16 protein-coding genes are annotated in these 19060 nt (G+C 33.9%); 4 read left to right on the top strand and 12 right to left on the bottom strand.

The window, feature by feature from the left end; genetic code table 11:
* Window positions 1-44: 44 nt before the first annotated feature.
* Both AC1Q8L_RS19565 and AC1Q8L_RS19560 read right to left on the bottom strand, forming a co-directional pair.
* A complete protein-coding gene (locus AC1Q8L_RS19565; protein WP_086387485.1) occupies window positions 45-1613 on the bottom strand; it encodes a BCCT family transporter in 1569 nt (522 codons plus the stop codon).
* Window positions 1614-1973: 360 nt separating this feature from the next.
* The gene (locus AC1Q8L_RS19560) at window positions 1974-3044 is read right to left on the bottom strand and encodes a nitric oxide synthase oxygenase (RefSeq protein ID WP_000047620.1); all 1071 of its coding nucleotides are present in this window, start codon (window positions 3042-3044) and stop codon (window positions 1974-1976) included.
* A 218-nt stretch (window positions 3045-3262) separates the two neighbouring features.
* Here AC1Q8L_RS19560 and sodA point away from each other — a divergent pair, with 218 nt between their 5' ends.
* Window positions 3263-3889 carry a superoxide dismutase [Mn] gene (gene sodA / locus AC1Q8L_RS19555; RefSeq protein ID WP_000094037.1) on the top strand — a complete coding sequence of 209 codons (627 nt, stop codon included), beginning with the start codon at window positions 3263-3265 and terminating at the stop codon, window positions 3887-3889.
* An 88-nt stretch (window positions 3890-3977) separates the two neighbouring features.
* On the opposite strand, the gene AC1Q8L_RS19550 is transcribed toward sodA, so the two are convergent.
* The 4 genes from AC1Q8L_RS19550 to trhA all read right to left on the bottom strand — a co-directional run bounded on the left by AC1Q8L_RS19550 (window position 3978) and on the right by trhA (window position 7850).
* Entirely contained in the window at window positions 3978-4871 is an 894-nt protein-coding gene (locus AC1Q8L_RS19550) for an NAD-dependent epimerase/dehydratase family protein (protein ID WP_000781720.1), read from the bottom strand.
* Between the two features lie 96 nt (window positions 4872-4967).
* Entirely contained in the window at window positions 4968-5558 is a 591-nt protein-coding gene (locus AC1Q8L_RS19545; protein ID WP_000540539.1) for an AmiS/UreI family transporter, read from the bottom strand.
* A 443-nt stretch (window positions 5559-6001) separates the two neighbouring features.
* Entirely contained in the window at window positions 6002-7018 is a 1017-nt protein-coding gene (gene galE / locus AC1Q8L_RS19540) for a UDP-glucose 4-epimerase GalE (RefSeq protein WP_000996538.1), read from the bottom strand.
* A gap of 184 nt (window positions 7019-7202) precedes the next feature.
* Entirely contained in the window at window positions 7203-7850 is a 648-nt protein-coding gene (gene trhA, locus AC1Q8L_RS19535; RefSeq protein ID WP_000995320.1) for a PAQR family membrane homeostasis protein TrhA, read from the bottom strand.
* Window positions 7851-8014: 164 nt separating this feature from the next.
* Here trhA and AC1Q8L_RS19530 point away from each other — a divergent pair, with 164 nt between their 5' ends.
* Window positions 8015-8575 carry a DUF1836 domain-containing protein gene (locus tag AC1Q8L_RS19530; protein ID WP_000789961.1) on the top strand — a complete coding sequence of 187 codons (561 nt, stop codon included), beginning with the start codon at window positions 8015-8017 and terminating at the stop codon, window positions 8573-8575.
* 148 nt (window positions 8576-8723) lie between these two features.
* On the opposite strand, the gene AC1Q8L_RS19525 is transcribed toward AC1Q8L_RS19530, so the two are convergent.
* Complete coding sequence (locus AC1Q8L_RS19525; protein ID WP_002094212.1) at window positions 8724-9962, bottom strand: hypothetical protein; 1239 nt, start codon at window positions 9960-9962, stop codon at window positions 8724-8726.
* 243 nt (window positions 9963-10205) lie between these two features.
* A complete protein-coding gene (gene dbpA / locus AC1Q8L_RS19520) occupies window positions 10206-11651 on the bottom strand; it encodes an ATP-dependent RNA helicase DbpA (protein WP_000039340.1) in 1446 nt (481 codons plus the stop codon).
* A gap of 475 nt (window positions 11652-12126) precedes the next feature.
* On the opposite strand from dbpA, the gene guaC reads away from it, so the two are divergent.
* Both guaC and pepF read left to right on the top strand, forming a co-directional pair.
* Window positions 12127-13110, top strand: a complete 984-nt coding sequence (gene guaC / locus AC1Q8L_RS19515) for a GMP reductase (RefSeq protein WP_000432447.1) — start codon at window positions 12127-12129, stop codon at window positions 13108-13110.
* 137 nt (window positions 13111-13247) lie between these two features.
* A complete protein-coding gene (gene pepF, locus AC1Q8L_RS19510) occupies window positions 13248-15065 on the top strand; it encodes an oligoendopeptidase F (protein ID WP_000848815.1) in 1818 nt (605 codons plus the stop codon).
* A 37-nt stretch (window positions 15066-15102) separates the two neighbouring features.
* Here pepF and AC1Q8L_RS19505 read toward each other — a convergent pair whose 3' ends face one another.
* The 4 genes from AC1Q8L_RS19505 to AC1Q8L_RS19490 form a co-directional block, all read right to left on the bottom strand.
* Window positions 15103-15981 (bottom strand): radical SAM/SPASM domain-containing protein, encoded by an 879-nt coding sequence (locus AC1Q8L_RS19505; RefSeq protein ID WP_000713633.1) that lies wholly within the window; start codon window positions 15979-15981, stop codon window positions 15103-15105.
* A 220-nt stretch (window positions 15982-16201) separates the two neighbouring features.
* Window positions 16202-18220, bottom strand: coding sequence for a GAF domain-containing sensor histidine kinase (locus tag AC1Q8L_RS19500; protein WP_000253125.1), 2019 nt, complete (start codon window positions 18218-18220; stop codon window positions 16202-16204).
* A 79-nt stretch (window positions 18221-18299) separates the two neighbouring features.
* A complete protein-coding gene (gene rlmH, locus AC1Q8L_RS19495; protein ID WP_001027003.1) occupies window positions 18300-18779 on the bottom strand; it encodes a 23S rRNA (pseudouridine(1915)-N(3))-methyltransferase RlmH in 480 nt (159 codons plus the stop codon).
* Between the two features lie 59 nt (window positions 18780-18838).
* Window positions 18839-19024: a CxxH/CxxC protein gene (locus tag AC1Q8L_RS19490; RefSeq protein ID WP_001052827.1), complete on the bottom strand. Its 186-nt coding sequence runs from the start codon at window positions 19022-19024 to the stop codon at window positions 18839-18841.
* Window positions 19025-19060 lie beyond the last annotated feature (36 nt).

The raw sequence follows: 19060 nt of genomic DNA, 5'->3' as shown, positions 1-19060 counted from the left end.
GAGGAAGCATCTCATTTAAGATGCTTCCTCTTTTACGTTTTTATTTATTTTGATTTACTAGCCTTCTGAAATAAGAATGCAGTTTTATCTTCTTCTTTTACAATACCTTGTTTTAATGCTAATTCTCCCGCAACTTTAGGCGCTAACCATAGCATCGGGAATAACAAAATTGATACCGGAACTGCCGTCACTACGATAAACGATTGTAGCGCATTAATACTTCCTTCACCCATATATAAAAGAATTGCTGCAACTGCTCCCATAATAAGCGACCAAAAAATTCGCAAACTAATTCTAGGATCTCCGTCTCCAGTCACTGCCATTGAAATGGAATACGCCATTGAATCTCCTGTTGTCACTACAAATAAAATTGTTAATAAAAGAAATGCTGGTCCAATAATATTAGAAAGTGGCAATTGTCCTGTAATTGCAATCATAGCTGCCGGCATACCAGATTCACTTAATGCATCCGAGATAGAACCAGGATTCATTAACTCATAAAACACACCTGATCCACCTAATATAGTAAACCAAAACGTTGTAATAATAGGTGCGATAATTCCAATTGCAATGATGATTTCTCGAATCGTTCTCCCTCTTGAAATTCGACTCACTAAAATTGCCATCATTGGTCCGTATCCAATAAACCATCCCCAGAAAAAGATTGTCCAAGATCCTAACCAACTTGTATCACCACGGTATGTGCTCATCGGTATAAACTCACTTACATAAAATCCAAACGAAGAAACAAACGAATCAATAATAAATCCACCTGGCCCAAATAGTAATATGAATGCCATTAACAAAATTGCTAATCTAACATTTAAATTACTTATAATTTGAATCCCTTTATCAATACCTGTTACTGCCGATATGGTAGACACGGCCACTACACAAACAATAATTGCTAATTGAGTAGTAAATACATCAGAAATTCCAAATAATTCTTGTAACCCATAACTTGCTTGTAAACCTAAAAATCCAATTGGGCCAATTGTACCTGCAGCTACTGCAATAATTGCAGCTGCATCAATTATCGTTCCAAGCAGGCTCTTTCTTAATTTTTCCCCAAAAATAGGATATAAAAGCGTTCGAGGTTTTAGCGGCATACCTTTATGATAATGTCCATACATCATAACTACCGCACTAATTGTACCTAAAATCGTCCATGCTAAAAATCCCCAATGCATATAACTTTGTGCTAAAGCAGGCATAACTGCTTCTTTCGTTCCAGCAGATATACCATCATGTATTGGTGGCACCGTCATCAAATGGTACATTGGCTCTGCTGCTGCCCAAAAAACGCCACCTCCGGCAAGTAATGTAGACATAATAATAGCAAGCCATTTTGCCGTACTAATCTCAGTTTTTTCTAATCCCCCAAGTTTAACTCTCCCATATTTGGAGAACGCCATACACATCGCAACAATAAATGTACCTAATAATAAAACTTGCCAGAAGGCACCAAAATATTTAATTGAAAAAGCGAAACTGTTATTAATCGCACTCTCTACATAATCCTTGTTCAAAAAAACTGCAATTACAAATAATAAAAGTGAACCACCGCTAATAATAAACACAGGCCAATCAGTTTTTCGACTCTTCATCCTCATTTACACTTCCTCCTTCCTCAGCAATCTAAAAAAACAACTTTATTATGTTTTATTGTTTAAACCCAAAACACAATAATTATATATGCATAACATTTTATCGACTTCCCACATACTTATGTTGTCCCTAAAAACATGCCAAATCCCTTATTAAAAAGAAAAAATCTCTTTCTCTTACATAAAAAAGCAAAACAAAAGACCTTATATTTCTATAAGGTCTTCGAAACAGAAATTTGATTATAACATAAGGAACTCCTTGGTTCAAAAATCCTCTTCCAAAAATAACCGAGAGTAAAGGCTTCCATTTGCTACATAACAGTAATTAAAAAAAATATATTTTGCAGAAAAAAACTGCACTAAATATTATTTATGAAAGAAATTTGGCTTCAAAATTTCATTCGGATACGGTTTATGATAAATATGAGTGGTAGCTGGAGATAATGGTGGAATAAGCCACACCCAATTACCTGTTACAACACGACCACAAGCAGCTTCTTGCTTCTCAAATTGCTGAAATTGTTGTGCAGCAGTATGATGATCAACAATACTAACTCCTTGTTTTTTAAAAGAGTGTAGTACGGCAATATTCAACTCAATTAGCGCCTTATCCTTCCATAACGTACCGTTTCTCGATGTATCTAAATCCATCATCTCCGCAACAGCCGGAAGTAAATTATAACGATCATGATCCGCTAAGTTGCGCGCCCCAATTTCTGTTCCCATATACCATCCATTGAACGGAGCGGCTGTATAAGAAATACCGCCAATTTCTAAGCGCATATCTGAAATCATTGGAACCCCATACCATTTTGCTCCAAGTGATGAAATAGGGTATTCTGGGTGTTCAATTGGCACTTCTTTTACTTCTTTCCTCGGAATTTCTTTATATGTAGGCGCCTTCCCGTTTATAGAAAATACAAGTGGCAATACATCGAAATTCGTACCTTCTCCTTGCCAGCCAAGCTCCTGACAAAAGTCCGTAAATGTAGCGGAATGCGAGTCACCGATCACTCCCATTTCTGTTTTATATCCTGCATATCGAATCAATTGGTGATTATAAATTCGTATATTATTTTCCTCACCTTGATATTGCTTAAAAATCGTAATGGTTGGTTTAACTTTTCCATCGTTCGTTGCATATTTAATATGATGAATTAATGCATTATATACACCCTCTTCATCATTTACTTCGCGCGCATCTAATATGTGCATCTTACTCCAAAATAGTCTTCCAATACATCTATTACTGTTACGCCATGCCATTCGTGAACCATGAACAAGTTCTTCAAATGTATGCTCATATGTCCCTGTCTTCTCTATCTCAATTTGAATTTCTTTTATACGTTCTTCTATCAATTGTTCTTTATGAAGCTCCTTATAACAAATCGTAATAAAATTACTTGCTTCCTCTATTAATTGTTTCGTTTTACTCATAAACAATCTCCTTCTATTTCAACAAAACCTTGCTACTTTACAGTATAAGCAAAAAGGATAGGAGTCACAAATGAAATTGAGAGTGTTACTTTTATTGTAATATTTTTCAGAAAATTAACAGACTTACTATTGACTTATATGGAAAATGGGTGTATTTTTGACTCAGGTAAAGTATTTTTACCTAGACCAACTTTTTTAAATAGAAAGGAGGGAATGTTATGTCTTCATTTCAATTGCCAAAGCTTTCATATGACTATGATGAACTAGAGCCACATATCGATAGCAATACACTTTCCATTCATCATGGAAAGCACCATGCGACATACGTAAACAATTTAAATGCTACTTTAGAAAATTATACTGAATTACATAATAAATCTTTAGAAGAATTGCTATGTAATTTAGATGCTTTACCGAAGGAAATTGTTACAGCTGTAAGAAATAACGGTGGTGGTCACTATTGTCATAGTCTTTTTTGGGAAGTGATGAGCCCACGAGGTGGCGGTGAGCCTAATGGAGACGTTGCAAAAGTAATTGATTATTATTTCAATACCTTTGACAACTTAAAAGATCAACTTTCCAAAGCAGCTATTAGTCGTTTTGGAAGTGGCTATGGATGGCTTGTTCTTGACGGTGAGGAACTCTCTGTTATGAGTACACCAAATCAAGATACGCCTTTGCAAGAAGGGAAAATCCCCTTACTCGTAATTGATGTATGGGAACATGCTTATTATTTAAAGTATCAAAATCGGCGCCCAGAGTTTGTTACCAATTGGTGGCATACAGTAAACTGGGACCAAGTAAACGAGAAGTATTTACAAGCAATTCAATCACAAAAACATTAGTCGTATGTATAAGGTAAATTTGGTAATGTAAAATCAGTATTGTCGAAATCCTCCAGAATCCCCCGGATTGCCACCGGGGGATTTATGATTACTTCATTGTATTTATATAATGTTTTAAAACATTTTTTATTTCTAGTTTCAGCTCTCGGAACAAAAATCCAAATTTACGAGCCTTTCCATTATGTAACGTACAGTTAGTTACCTCATTATAAGGAGCTATATTTTCTCCAGCTTCCTGGATGAGTGCTTTTATTCCCGTCTTCTCTTCTATGAAATGAATAATTTCTTCCGTAGAAACTACCCCGTTACTACAGGCGTTAATTGGTCCTTTCACATTTTCCATTCCGCACCAAGCTAGAAACTCTCCTGCCTCTTTTTCATGTATAAATGACAAAGTTCCATCTACATGATCCACAACAATAGGTTTTTGGTTCACAACACATTCAACGTAAAATTGTAACCTTTTCGTATAGTCATTTTCTCCAATAACAACTGGAAAACGCACTGCAACGACTGGGAATGTTGCATATTGAAATAAAACCGCTTCGGCTAATCGCTTTCCTTCACTATAATTAAAATCATTTCTATCTCCATATGTAATTGCATATTCGTATGGATTAAAGTCCTCTTCTAACAAACTTAATGCAGGTTCATAGACAGCCATTGAAGATGTCATAATATACTTCTTCGTTTTTCCTTTCAAAACTTCACATACCATTTTCGCTGCATTTGAACTATAGCATAAATTATCGTATACAATATCATAACTTTTTCCTTCTAGACGCTCTTCCAGTAGCTTTCTATCTTCTCTATCGACAATTATTCTTTTTACTGCGCTACCAAAAGAATCTTCAGTGACTCCCCTTGTGGCAATTGTTATATCGTGTCCAGCTTGCAAAAGGTACTCTACTAAATGTTTACCAAAAAACCTTGTTCCTCCTAGCACCAACACTTTCTTCAATTTCATCATCCCCATTTTCATGATTTATGAGATACCACCTCTTTTATTATAAAACGCTAATATATAAAAAAGCATGAAATCAGTTTAACGATTCCATGCTTTTATGCAGATCATATATTAACGTACTCGATATTTATAAATACAATAACAGAAGTACAAAATAGAAATTACTGATACATAAACCCATAGTTCATATACGAATCCCTCTCCCCATACTCCCATAAAATAAAATAGTGAAGGTAAAGTCAATGTTACCCATGATTGTACGAAGGCAATCCTTCCAAGATATTGATTGATGTTCTTCTTTTGTGTATTTAATACAAAGAATAAATACCAAAGTAATGCCCACATAAACCACGTTAATGCATTAACAACATCATGGAATTGAACAAATGAAACAACCATATAGAATAAAGCAATAATTGCTACCCAAATACAAAACCATCCTAGACCACTACTATCTATTCCTTTTATAAAAGTAACACCTACATATAAATAAGTTAATCCAAATAAGAAAGTAGCCGCATATGAATACACTGTCCAATTGCTTTGGTCAGAAATCATGATCAAATAAAACGGAATAATAATTTGTAGTGCACCCACAAATAAATTAAAAACACCCGCACTTTTCATCTCTGCTTTCCCTAATATAACAAGACTATTTAAAAATAAAGCTGCCCCTGAAAGTAATAATCCTATATAACCCATATATATTCGTGTGAAAATCTTTACCTTTCACACTTTTAACCTCCCCACACTATAAAGTGATACTGATATTATTTTTCTTCCCATTTAAAACTACATACATAATTTTTTATCTGAATAAGTCAGACCTCCTACCTCAAAAAAGAGGAAACTTAAAACGCTTTCAATAATAAATAATCCTATCAAAATATGAAATAGGATTCCTTGATTATAAACGGACTCTAGCAATGATACAAGTGTTGGAATACTTTTCAATAATACGCTTTCAATTTCTATAAAAAATTAATAAAATAATACATTCCTCTATCTCATTCTACTATCTTCTAGCATAAGATATTGTAAAATCATATCATTTAAAACAGCAAACGTTCTTTTCTAGGTTCGCTAATAAACCTAATAAAAAATGACCTCTTGCTTTTATGCAAAGGTCATTTTTTTATTCATCATTAAACTTCTAAATAGCCATTTTTATTATTTGATTGCCATTTCCAAGAATCTGCACACATCTCTTCTAATCCGCGTGTTGCCTCCCAGCCTAATTCACGCTTTGCTTTAGATGCATCAGCAAAACACACTGCCACGTCACCTGGGCGACGCTCTGTAATTTTATACGGAACTTTCTTGCCCGAAACTTTTTCAAACGCTTTAACCATCTCTAGTACACTATAGCCCATGCCTGTGCCTAGGTTATAAGCATCTACTCCTGTTGTATTCAGTACTTTCTCAAGCGCCTTTACGTGACCATTTGCTAAGTCCACAACATGAATGTAATCACGGACTCCCGTTCCATCTTTCGTTGGATAGTCATTTCCGAATACACTTAATTCTTTTAACTTACCTACTGCTACTTGCGTTACATATGGCATTAAGTTATTTGGAATTCCATTTGGATCTTCTCCAATACGCCCACTCTCGTGTGCACCAAATGGATTGAAATAACGCAGTAACGCGATACTCCATTCTGCATCTGCAAATGCTACATCACGCATAATTTGCTCAATCATTAATTTCGTTTGACCATATGGATTTGTTGCACTTAATGGAAACTCCTCCGTAATCGGTGACGTTTCCGGGATACCATATACAGTTGCAGATGAACTAAAGATCATCTTCTTAACATTATGTTTCTGCATTACTTCACATAGCACTAACGTGCTTGTAATGTTGTTATGATAATATGTTAATGGAATCGCTACTGACTCCCCTACAGCTTTAAATCCTGCAAAGTGAATAACTGCGTCAATTGCATTTTCTTCAAAAATTGCGTCAAGCACTTCATAATTTAAAATATCTTCTTTATAAAACTTAAATTGTTTTCCTGTTATTTCTTTGACTCGATTTATAGATTCTACCGAGCTATTCGAAAGGTTATCCACTACTATAACTTCGTAACCGCTATTTAGTAATTCTACGCATGTATGACTACCAATATATCCTGCTCCACCTGTTACAAGTATTGCCATAATTATAGTCCTCCATATTTCATTCATTATAAACTTCTCAAAGTATATCACATATTTCTTATCCTATGTTTAACATGCGAACACATAAACTTACATTTTATCCCATAATAATTTTATAACATATACGATTCTAATCAGGTAATAAAAAAACGCCACATAATTTTTATTATGTGGCGTTTTTTTATTAAATTACGTAACAATATACACTTAGAAAATGCGCAAGACTACCTAATAATACAAAAACATGAAAAATTTCATGATGCCCCATATATTTAAACTCTAACCATTTTGGCTTTGTTCCATAAATAAATCCACCAATTGTATAAAAAATGCCTCCAAGTACTAAGAAAATAATGCCTCCTGTACTTAAATTCTCAGCTAACGGTGCAAAGAATAAAACAATTAACCAACCCATCGTAATATAAATTGCTGTCGATAACCATCTTGGACAATTAAACCAAAACATTTTAAATACAATGCCACAAATCGCAGTTGCATAAACTAAACAAAATAATAGTAAACCACTTGCTGAATTTAATGTAATTAAGCAAAAGGGTGCATATGTACCTGCAATTAATATAAAAATCATAGAGTGATCAAGCTTTCGAAAGAAATAAATAACTCGTTCACTGGCTACCACACTATGATATACAGCTGATGCTGTATACAGAACCATCATTCCGATGCCAAACAAAATAACAGCTGTAATTGCCGCAAAAGATGGCATCTTAATAGAAACTTTTACAAGCATAGCTAATAATGCAATAAATGATAATACAGCTCCCCCCAAGTGGGTAAAAGCATTAACCGGTTCCCTTATATAAGCATTCATATAAACACCCCTCATATAATTACATGTAGTTTCGATAACTACATGTAATTATATACGCATTATTATTAGAGGTCAACATTTACAATTCATTTGTTTCGTAATACCATATTTAGAGATAAATTTAACTTTATGCTCCACTAAGTTATAAAAGTGAGGGGTTCTACGTGAAAAATATAAATAAATTGCTTGAAACATTACATTTAGAAAAAAATATTACGCTTGAGGATATTCCAAATGTCGACTTGTATGTAGACCAGGTTGTCCAACTATTTGAAAATACTTATGCGGATACAACAAGAACCGATAATGAAAAAGTATTAACAAAAACAATGATTAACAATTATGCAAAAGGGAAACTGTTTATTCCAATCAAAAATAAAAAATACTCAAAAGAGCATATGATTTTAATTAGCCTAATTTATCAATTAAAAGGGGCCCTTTCCATTAATGACATAAAAAGCTCCTTAGAAAATATAAATGAATCCTTATTAGGCGATGATTCCTTCGAATTAAATACGCTATATAAAGATTATCTTACCCTTACCGAAAACAACGTTGAAAACTTTACGCAAGACGTAAATAACCGTGTTTCAGAAGTAAGTGAGATTTCTTCCTTAGAAAATCCGAACCTAGAGAAATTTTTATTACTAACATCATTTGTGTCGATGAGTAATATGTACAGACGCTTAGCTGAGAAGTTGATTGATGATTTAAAAGAGTCCTAATAACTATCCGAATGATTGTAGTATTTTAGAAATTATATTTTCTAAGTATCCTCTCATGTTTATTTTTCTATTGGGATTTTACTCTTTCAAACTAAAAAAGTACATTTTGCATACTGGCAAAATGTACTTCTCTCTAAAATTATAATTTTTACTGTTTCTTTATTAGTAATTCAAAGCGATCACAATACTCTTTTACTAATAATTTACACATAGCATAGAAAATAAAAACATTAATAGTAACGATAAACATTCCCATATTCGTATTAGAGCCTGCATACAGAACCATTACTAGATTTAAAAAGATTGTTAACGTTAATCCTAAAGCTATTCCTGTCCACTTCATTTCATATAGCAATAAAAAGATGACAAATACTAATGCTGGGAAAGCATATCTCTCATGCATTTGCGTAGGTAACATAAAGAATGCAAAACTTATAAAAGTCGCTGCTTTTAATAGAATTGCCGTATTCATATGGCGATGGAAAAAGACATATAAACAAGTTAATGCCGCTGCAATAGACAAGAGTATTAATCCAACTGTTTTCAATGTAATATGTGGTAAAACTTGAATAGTATCTACCGTATTAGGATCCGTACCAATCGCGTAATACCAAATATTCATAGCAAATACAGTTACCGTTGGGAAAGTACCCACCGCATTTAAATATGCTTGTGTCAACATAGTAATAAATGTTCCATGTGCTGCGAAATAAAGGCCGAATATTAATAACGGGATACAGAACCCTATTATAAATTTAATTAATTGCTTACCTTCTCTTTTTTCAAAAATGATTTTTAGGAAATACATAGCAAATACAGGCGCAATTACGATTGATTGAAATTTAGCTAGTAACGCTATAGCGTAAATAGCACCAGACCAAGTTGGCTTATACATTAGCAATAAAATAGAACTAACCATCAATATACTATGTAACATGTCTACTTGACCCCAAATAGTCCCATCCACTATAACTGCTGGACTAAATGCAAAAAATGTCACTAATGCTGCTCTCACAATCGAATTTTCTATCCTTTTAGAAGCTATAGCAAAAATAATTATAGCCACTACTTCAAATGCAATTGATGGGACTCGAATTAAAACACCAGCAGCATCCACGGATATATTAAAAAATGACAATATCACTCCATAAATACCTAAAAGAGCTAAGAAAAACGGAGGGTAGTTTACTAAATCCCCATGTGCATACACATCACCTAATCCATATTTACCTACCGTGTTCATCCAATCCACGAAAAATAGTTGATCTCGTTCATATCCTTCTAAATGAAATGCTAAATATATTCGTAATAAAAGAGATGCAACAACTACTACCATCAAATAAAAATGAAGCCATTTAAAACTCCACCTATCTTGAGTAAAATTCATTTCATAAACACCGTCCTTATTTTTTATAGCTTACAACAATTAAAATAAAATTGATTTACTTATATAAAAATATACTCCTAAATGAATTAACAATTTTCCCATTAAACGGTAGAAAAAACCAATTAAAAATACTAACATACAAAAAAACAATCGTCAATCACGTATTGGTTAAAGTCCATTCACATTATCCACTCTATAAGTAAGCCCCAAAAAAATATCCACCTTTAAAGTGGATATTTTCATTTATTTAATTGCCTCATGAACTTTTAATTGTTTACCTTTTATCGTTGTATTTCTCATAACCTTTAAAACCAGTGGCCCTTTTCCATTTAATATTTCAACATAAGAAACATTGTCTTGTATTGTAATAATACCTATATCATCAGCAGAAACACCTTGAATTTTAGCAATTGTTCCAACGAAATCTACCGCCCTAATTTTCTTTTTCTTTCCGCCATTAAAGTACAATTTCATAATTCCTTTGTTTAGGTCTGCATTTTTATCTTTCTTTATAATTGGTTTAGCATATATCTTTTCTTCAAATACTGCTTTCCCTTTTATAACTTCTTCTTTTGAAGGTGCCAGTTCCTTTGGAATTTCAAATCCGATATATTCCTCAATCTCTTCTAAAAATCTATTTTCATAAGGCGTTATAAATGTAATAGCTTTTCCACTATTACCAGCTCGTCCCGTTCTTCCCGTACGGTGTACATAGCTTTCTTTTTCTAATGGAATATCGTAATTAATAACATGTGTAATATTATCAATATCAATTCCTCTCGCAGCTACATCAGTTGCTACTAAATAACGGAACTTTCCTTTTCTAAAATCATCCATAACTTCAAAACGATCTTCCTGTACCATACCACCGTGTATTTTGTCACAAGGATAATTAACTCGTTTTAGCTGTCTATATACATGATCTACGTTTTCTTGTGTACGGCAGAAAATAATACAACTATCTGGATTCTCAATCGTTGTTACATCTTTAAGTAGTGAAAGCTTCTCGTCTTCTATTACCTCAAAAAGAGTATGTTCAATTTTATCCGTTGTAATCCCATCTGCTTTAATTTCGATATGAGTTGGTGAATTCATATATGTACGAGACAATTTTTCAACATCTTCTGGAAGTGTTGCTGAAAATAGCATTGTCATTCTTTTTATAGGTAATTCATCAATAATTGCCTCTACTTGATCGATAAAGCCCATATTTAGCATCTCATCTGCTTCATCAATAACTAAATACTTCAAACACTCTAAAGAAAGGGTACCCTTTTCAATATGATCCAACACACGACCAGGAGTCCCAACTACAATATGTGTCTTTTGCTTTAATTCTAATTTTTGACGTGCAAATGGAGATTTCCCATAAACTGCCGCAGCCTTAATCCTTTTGAATCGACCTATATTTGTAATATCTTCTTTTACCTGTACCGCAAGCTCTCTCGTTGGTGTTAAAACTAATGCTTGTGGTTTATTCTCTTCCCACTCCACCATTTCACACAGCGGAATACCAAATGAAGCTGTTTTTCCACTTCCAGTCTGGGACTTCACAACAAGATCCTTCTTTTGTAATGCGACTGGAATAACCTCACCTTGTACTTCTGTTGGATGATCATATCCTAACCCAGTAAGCGCCCTTACAATTTCCTTACTTAATTTATAATCAGAAAAACTTTTTTTACTCATATATTAACCTCATTTTATTCTGTATTATTTTCTTTTTTATCTTTTGTATACGTTACTATCACCCTACTTATTATACTTGAAACCTCACATAAAAAGGTGGATCATATCAGATTCATCTTTTTATATAGAAATAAACCTTATCATTTCATATATTGTTCAACTAATTGATAACATCTTTTGCTCGTATTGTTAGCATTAACCCTTTCATAGTACCCTCACCCTACCAAAAAATAAAAATAATACATACAACCTTGTATAATTATCTAAATTTTTCAACCTTTTTTCATAAACGAACAATACAATTGAAAAAACGTTTTAAATTCGTTTTTAACGTTTTTTTTCAGATATAAAATCTACTTTTTAAAAAAATGTTAAGAAATCCTTTGACTTCTTAATAAAAATAATGTAAATTATCCTATGGACGAACATTTTTGATTAATAAAAATAAAATATTCGTATTTTAGGGGTGTAAATGATGGAAAACGTATTCGACTATGAAGATATTCAATTAATTCCTGCAAAATGTATTGTAAATAGCCGCTCTGAATGTGATACAACTGTCACTTTAGGAAAACATAAATTTAAATTACCTGTCGTGCCTGCAAATATGCAAACGATTATTGATGAAAGAATCGCAACTTATTTAGCTGAAAACAATTACTTCTATATCATGCATCGTTTCCAACCAGAGAAACGAATCTCATTCATTAGAGATATGCAATCACGTGGATTAATCGCTTCTATCAGCGTTGGTGTAAAAGAGGACGAATATGAATTCGTACAACAATTAGCTGCTGAGCAACTTACACCTGAATATATCACGATTGATATCGCACACGGTCATTCTAATGCTGTGATTAACATGATTCAACATATTAAAAAACATTTACCAGAGAGCTTCGTTATCGCTGGAAACGTTGGAACTCCCGAAGCGGTAAGAGAATTAGAAAATGCTGGTGCCGATGCAACAAAAGTTGGTATTGGACCTGGTAAAGTTTGTATTACTAAAATTAAAACAGGCTTCGGAACTGGTGGTTGGCAGCTAGCTGCACTTCGTTGGTGTGCAAAAGCTGCAAGTAAGCCAATTATCGCTGATGGTGGTATTCGTACACACGGCGACGTAGCTAAATCTATTCGATTTGGGGCAACTATGGTCATGATCGGTTCTCTATTCGCTGGTCACGAAGAGTCTCCAGGGGAAACAATTGAAAGAGATGGCAAACTTTATAAAGAATACTTCGGTTCTGCTTCTGAATTCCAAAAGGGTGAGAAGAAAAACGTTGAAGGTAAGAAAATGTTCGTTGAGCATAAAGGTTCTTTAGAAGATACGTTAATCGAAATGGAACAAGATCTTCAATCTTCTATCTCTTACGCTGGTGGAACAAAACTAGATGCTATTCGTACTGTAGATTATGTTGTCGTGAAAAACTCAATTTTTAATGGTGACAAAGTATATTAATTCTTAAAATTAAAAAGAAGGAGAAGCATAGAATTGCTTCTCCTTCTTTTTCATATATAAAAATGTTAAATATTTTTATTTTACTGAATTTTCTAGTATCATATTTTTAGATGCTTTTAATAAGGAGGATATAAGACATGAAAACTATAATTGAGAATCGTCTTGTTCGTGCGGAAGTACCTAACGAACTAAAATGGGATTTGTCTGATTTGTATAAGTCCAATGATGAGTGGCATACCGCATTAAACGTATTAGAAAATGATATACAGAAACTTGATGCATTTAAAGGACGTTTACATACTAACTCCACAACTTTATTAAATTGCCTACTTTTAGAAGAAGAGCTTTTAATGAAGTTAACAAAACTGTACTCATATGCAAATTTAAAAGAATCTACTGATCGTACAAATCCAGTTATTCAAGCGAACTCTTCCAAAATTTCTGCTTTATGGACGAAAGTACATACTGCACTATCCTTTATTCATAATGAAATCCTCTCATTCGACGAAGAAACAATTGAAAAATATTTAACTGAAGAAACAAAACTCGAACCTTTCCGTAAGTCGTTACTAGAAATACTCAAAAAAAGGCAGCACACACTCTCTCCTGAAACAGAAGAAGCACTTGCTGCACTTGGCGAAGTTCATAGTTCTCCATACAAAATTTACGGCATGACTAAATTGGCAGATATGGATTTCACTTCTATACAAGACGAACAAGGAAACGAACTCCCTGTTTCATTCTCATTATTTGAAAGCAAATATGAATTTTCTCCAAGCACATATATACGTCGAAAAGCATATTCATCATTTGTTTCCACACTAAAACGATATAAAAATACAGTTGCGACAACATATGCTACCGAAGTAAAAAAACAAGTAACACTTTCTCGTTTACGTAAATATGAATCCGTTACCCATATGCTATTAGAACCACAAAAGGTTCCACTTGAAATGTATAACAACCAACTTGATATTATTTATAAAGAATTAGCACCTCATATGCGCCGTTTTGCAGATTTAAAAAAGAAAGTATTAGGACTCGATCAAATGCTTTTCTGCGACTTACATGCACCTTTAGATCCCGAATTTAATCCGACGATTACTTATGAAGAAGCAGCCACGCTCATTCAAGATTCTTTAAAAGTATTAGGCGATGAATATAGTTCCATAATCCAAAAAGGATTCAAAGAAAGATGGGTAGATCTTGCAGATAACGTAGGCAAATCAACAGGGGCGTTTTGCTCAAGTCCATACGGCTCTCATCCCTATATTTTAATTACATGGCAAAATACGATGCGTGGATGCTTCACATTAGCTCATGAATTTGGACATGCTGGTCATTTCTATTTAGCAAATAAAAACCAACGTATCATGAACGTACGCCCATCTATGTACTTTGTTGAAGCACCATCAACTATGAATGAATTACTATTAGCTCAGCATTTACTAGCGACTACTGACAATAAGAGGATGCGCAGATGGGTCATTCTACAACTACTCGGCACATATTATCACAACTTTGTTACTCATTTACTTGAGGGTGAATACCAACGTAGAGTATATGCTCTAGCAGAAGAAGGACAGGCCCTTACAGCTACAACTTTAACTGAAATTAAAACAAATGTCCTTTCGACATTCTGGGGAGATTCTGTAGAAATCGATGAAGGTGCGGGCTTAACTTGGATGCGTCAGCCTCATTATTATATGGGTCTATATTCCTACACATATTCCGCAGGCCTCACTGCATCAACTGCAGTAGCTCAAATGATTAAAGATGAAGGACAACCTGCTATTGATCGCTGGTTAGATGTGCTTCGCGCTGGTGGTACGATGAAACCACTTGAACTAATGAAACATGCCGGAGTAGATATGTCAAAACCAGATGCAATCCGTCAAGCTGTTTCTTACGTTGGTTCATTAATTGATGAATTAGAGCATTCTTATCAAGAATAAAAAATAAGCCCTCGCTTTATGAGGGCTTATTTCATATTTACTTCCCAAACCTTTTACGATATCCACATTTCCTACAAAGCTCTTCAACCGCAACTCTTTTGGAAAATCCATCGACAATGTTTGTTGCTCTTTCACCTTCTATAATGTTAGAAAATGAATCATTATTAATATTTCCAAGGTTAATAATCCCTTCACCATCTAAACAACAAGGAATAACCGTCCCATTCGCTAAAATCCCTGCTTGATTACGAAGTCCATGACAGAATCCTTTCCCATCATCCTCTTCTTCATGTAATGCTGGCCACTGGAATTCATAGTCTTGATTAATAAAGACACGTTCTGCAATTTTTATACCTTTTCCTGGTGTAAGCTTCTCTTCAATCTGATAAGATAGATCAAATTCATTTTCAATTATGGATAATAACTCCCTATTTTTCTGAATTTCAGCATTTGTTTTATTATCCTGAGTTAAATTCCATAACCTTAACGATACAATTAAATCTGATTGACTTGTCGCTTCCCTAATGAAGGAAAGTATACTCCTTACATAGCCCTCTTTATCTTGCGAACCTGGGTGTCCATCAAAACTATGCAGTGAAAAATTCATTTGTCTTAACGCGGGCTTATTTAACAGCCTATGCCTTCTCTTATTAATTAACGTTCCGTTCGTTGTAATATTAACTTTAAACCCTTTTTCATGACTTAAGTCTAATAGTTGATCTATTTTCGGATGGAGCAACGGCTCACCCTTCACGTGCAAATAAATGTAGTCTGTGTGAGGTTTAATTTGGTCTAATCTTTTAGCAAAATCCTCTACAGAAATGAATTGCTTCTGCCTTTCCGTCGGCGGACAAAAGCTACACGCAAGATTACACACACTCGTAATCTCCAAGTAAAACTTCTTAAACTTCTTCACCTTTAATTCCTCACTTCTCTAACTACTTATACTTTTTCCTCTTCATATTACAGCATATTTTTATGGAAATAGAAACATACTTATTTTAGGAAATGTACATACCATCTAATAATATTTAAAAGACCATCGGTAATTTTTGTCCAATGGTCTTTTTATCCTTTTTATATGCAAAGAATAAATTTATTTATGATACAGTTCATCATAACTATTCTAAATAAGCTTATTTTTTATTATTTTCATAATTAAATTTAACAAAAAAGGTAGTGCCTTCCGATCCTGTTTGAATTTCTATTTTTGCATTATGGCGGGCAGCAATGGCATAACATACACCTAACCCCAATCCAGTTCCATTATGTTTGGTCGTGTAAAATGGCGTACCCAGTTTCTCTAATACTTCAGGCCTGATACCTTTTCCTTGATCCTGCACTGCAAGCACCACACAATTTTGACCTTCCTTGTAGGTGCTAATGGTTAGAACTTTCCCTGTACTCATCGCTTCTAAGCCATTACGATATAGATTCATTAATAATTGCCGTATCTCATTACGATTTAAAAGTAATTTCGGAATGTCATTTGTATCGAATTGAATATATTTATTTTGATTATACGTATCAATCTTTATTAAAGGAATAATATCGCGGATAAGTGAATTTAAATCTAACATCTGCAAATCCAATTTCCTTGTATTACCCATTGAGAGAAATTCAGTAATAATAGAATTGGCACGGTTAAGTTCTTCAATCATTAAATGAAAGTACTTATTATGTTTCTCATAGGTATTCTCTTCTTTTAATAACTGCAAAAATCCTAGTACCGTTGTCATTGGATTTCTAATTTCATGGCTGATACCTGCTGCCATTTGCCCTATTAAATCAATGTTAGATAATCTTTTCAATTCCTGTTCATATTTCTTTTTTTCCGTTATGTTTTTAAAAATACAACAAATACCATCATCATACGGGTATGCAATAACTTCGTGCCAATATTCATCTGCAGTAGAAAGAAATTCGAAATGAACTGTAGTTCGTTCTGACATCGCACGATGAAATTCCTTATACATAACTGTGTCGATATCACTCGGGAAAACATCCCATATATTCTTTCCTAATACATCTTTTGCTGTTTTTCTTTGCGGAAAATATTGGTGCTTATTTACGTACGTAAATTCCCATTTATTATTTAAAGTAAAGAATCCATCCGTAATACATTCAATCACACTTGTAACTTTTTCATTAGCAGCAGCTAGCTCTCCCGTTCGCTCTTCCACTATGCTTTCTAGTTGATCCATATATAACAAATTTGAAAACGTAGGGGCTGTGGCATCAACGATAGATTTTGCTAGTTGAATTTGAGAATTATCGTAATTGTGAGCTTTTCCTTCTTTCCCAACGACGATTACCCCCAATACTTCTCCCATTGAAATCAATGGAATCATCAATAAATCCTTACTATCTATATTTTTTGTTTGAATAACTTCTTGGATCTTGGCTTCATAGCTTTTCTCTGTCCAATCAGCTTCTGTCCAATCACAGCCCTTACTTAATTTCGTTGTTTTAATCGTTGTTTTGTCTAGCGGATCTAGAAGATGGGCAGTCATATTTTTACTCTCTAAAATCTGTTCTAAGTAAAAAAAGCATTTATCAAAACTCTCCTGTATCGAGGAACACATTGATAAATCACGGGTAACATTTAGTAACAGCTGCTTCTCAACAATAAGGTTTTCCTTTTGTGTTAAATTATTTGCGTTTTGAATTGCGACCGCGGCCATATTTACATAAGCTTCAACACTTTGAATTTCTGAATCTGTTAAGTTCATCGGAATCCCATAATCAAATAAAAAAACCAGACCAAATAACTCTTGCCTAAATGAGATAGGCAGAGCTAATAAGGACTTAATTTTAAACGCATCAACTGGTCTCGGATCTGGTCGATGATCCTTTGAGGTATCAGGAATATAGATGGTTTTTTTCGTTTCAATAACTTCTTTTGCCAGTAAATCTACTTCAGGATCAATTACCTGAGTATCGAGCGTTACGCCATTTATGGTCTCTGGTTTTCCTGCAAATCCTCTAAATGTTCCATCTTCCTGGGGTAAATAAATTCCAACAGCATCGCACCTAACAATCTCCTCTGATATCGCCATTGTCACACGCTGTAATACTTCACGTAGTTCTAATTTTGTATTTATTATTTTTGTTATATTCGCGAGCCTAGAATATCTCGTCTGATCACTTACCATTCACATAGCCTCCAGTTATAGGCATAATAAAATAAATATGATAATATCAGCGTCTTACCTTTGTTTTACATAGAATACCTTACTTATGGTAAGGTTCACCGCGATTAATCCGAAACGCTCTATACACTTGCTCAAGCAACACTAATCGCATTAATTGGTGTGGTAACGTCATCTTTGAAAAAGAAAGTGATTCGTTTGAACGCTTCATCACTTCTGAACTTAGTCCGAGTGATCCACCAATTACAAATGCGACTTTACTCTTTCCGTATGTAGCAAGGCGATCTAGACTTACCGCAAATTCTTCTGATGACTTTTGCTTTCCTTCTATAGCTAATGCAATCACATGCGTGTCATCAGAAATTTTATCCAGTATACGTATACCTTCTTTTTCCTTTACAATTAACATTTCTGCTTCACTTAAATTTTCTGGCGCCTTTTCATCTGGCAATTCAATTACTTCTACTTTTGCGTATGCTGATAATCGTTTTAAGTATTCTGCTATACCTTGTTTCAAATATTTTTCTTTTAATTTCCCAATTGAAATAATCGAGATATTCACACGTATCCTCCACCTTACAAACATGTTATCCACAAAACTTATCCACATATCCACAAACACTACCCACATATTGTGTGAGAATCTGTGTTCGATACAACATATGTCGCCTCATTTTGACAAAATTCACATGTTTTTTTCTCTTTTTCTGAGTTATCCACATTGTTGATAACCGGCGCAACTTCACACTCATCCACAATAATATCTAACGCTAATTCAACATGTTCTAAACAACAAGGTAAATTCATTTTCTTCACCTCACTTTTCTACAATAGAAAACAGGA

Source organism: Bacillus sp. GW823-FHT06A11, assembly GCF_058795355.1.
This window is presented reverse-complemented; position numbering and strand designations above follow the sequence as displayed.

Excerpts from the sequence above, each read along its gene's own strand:
- AC1Q8L_RS19565 (WP_086387485.1), bottom strand. The coding sequence starts at position 1,613 with ATGAGGATGAAGAGTCGAAAAACTGATTGGCCTGTGTTTATTATTAGC.
- AC1Q8L_RS19560 (WP_000047620.1), bottom strand. The coding sequence starts at position 3,044 with ATGAGTAAAACGAAACAATTAATAGAGGAAGCAAGTAATTTTATTACG.
- sodA (WP_000094037.1), top strand. The coding sequence starts at position 3,263 with ATGTCTTCATTTCAATTGCCAAAGCTTTCATATGACTATGATGAACTA.
- AC1Q8L_RS19550 (WP_000781720.1), bottom strand. The coding sequence starts at position 4,871 with ATGAAAATGGGGATGATGAAATTGAAGAAAGTGTTGGTGCTAGGAGGA.
- AC1Q8L_RS19545 (WP_000540539.1), bottom strand. The coding sequence starts at position 5,558 with ATGGGTTATATAGGATTATTACTTTCAGGGGCAGCTTTATTTTTAAAT.
- galE (WP_000996538.1), bottom strand. The coding sequence starts at position 7,018 with ATGGCAATACTTGTAACAGGTGGAGCAGGATATATTGGTAGTCATACA.
- trhA (WP_000995320.1), bottom strand. The coding sequence starts at position 7,850 with ATGAATGCTTATATAAGGGAACCGGTTAATGCTTTTACCCACTTGGGG.
- AC1Q8L_RS19525 (WP_002094212.1), bottom strand. The coding sequence starts at position 9,962 with ATGAATTTTACTCAAGATAGGTGGAGTTTTAAATGGCTTCATTTTTAT.
- dbpA (WP_000039340.1), bottom strand. The coding sequence starts at position 11,651 with ATGAGTAAAAAAAGTTTTTCTGATTATAAATTAAGTAAGGAAATTGTA.
- guaC (WP_000432447.1), top strand. The coding sequence starts at position 12,127 with ATGGAAAACGTATTCGACTATGAAGATATTCAATTAATTCCTGCAAAA.
- pepF (WP_000848815.1), top strand. The coding sequence starts at position 13,248 with ATGAAAACTATAATTGAGAATCGTCTTGTTCGTGCGGAAGTACCTAAC.
- AC1Q8L_RS19500 (WP_000253125.1), bottom strand. The coding sequence starts at position 18,220 with ATGGTAAGTGATCAGACGAGATATTCTAGGCTCGCGAATATAACAAAA.
- AC1Q8L_RS19490 (WP_001052827.1), bottom strand. The coding sequence starts at position 19,024 with ATGAATTTACCTTGTTGTTTAGAACATGTTGAATTAGCGTTAGATATT.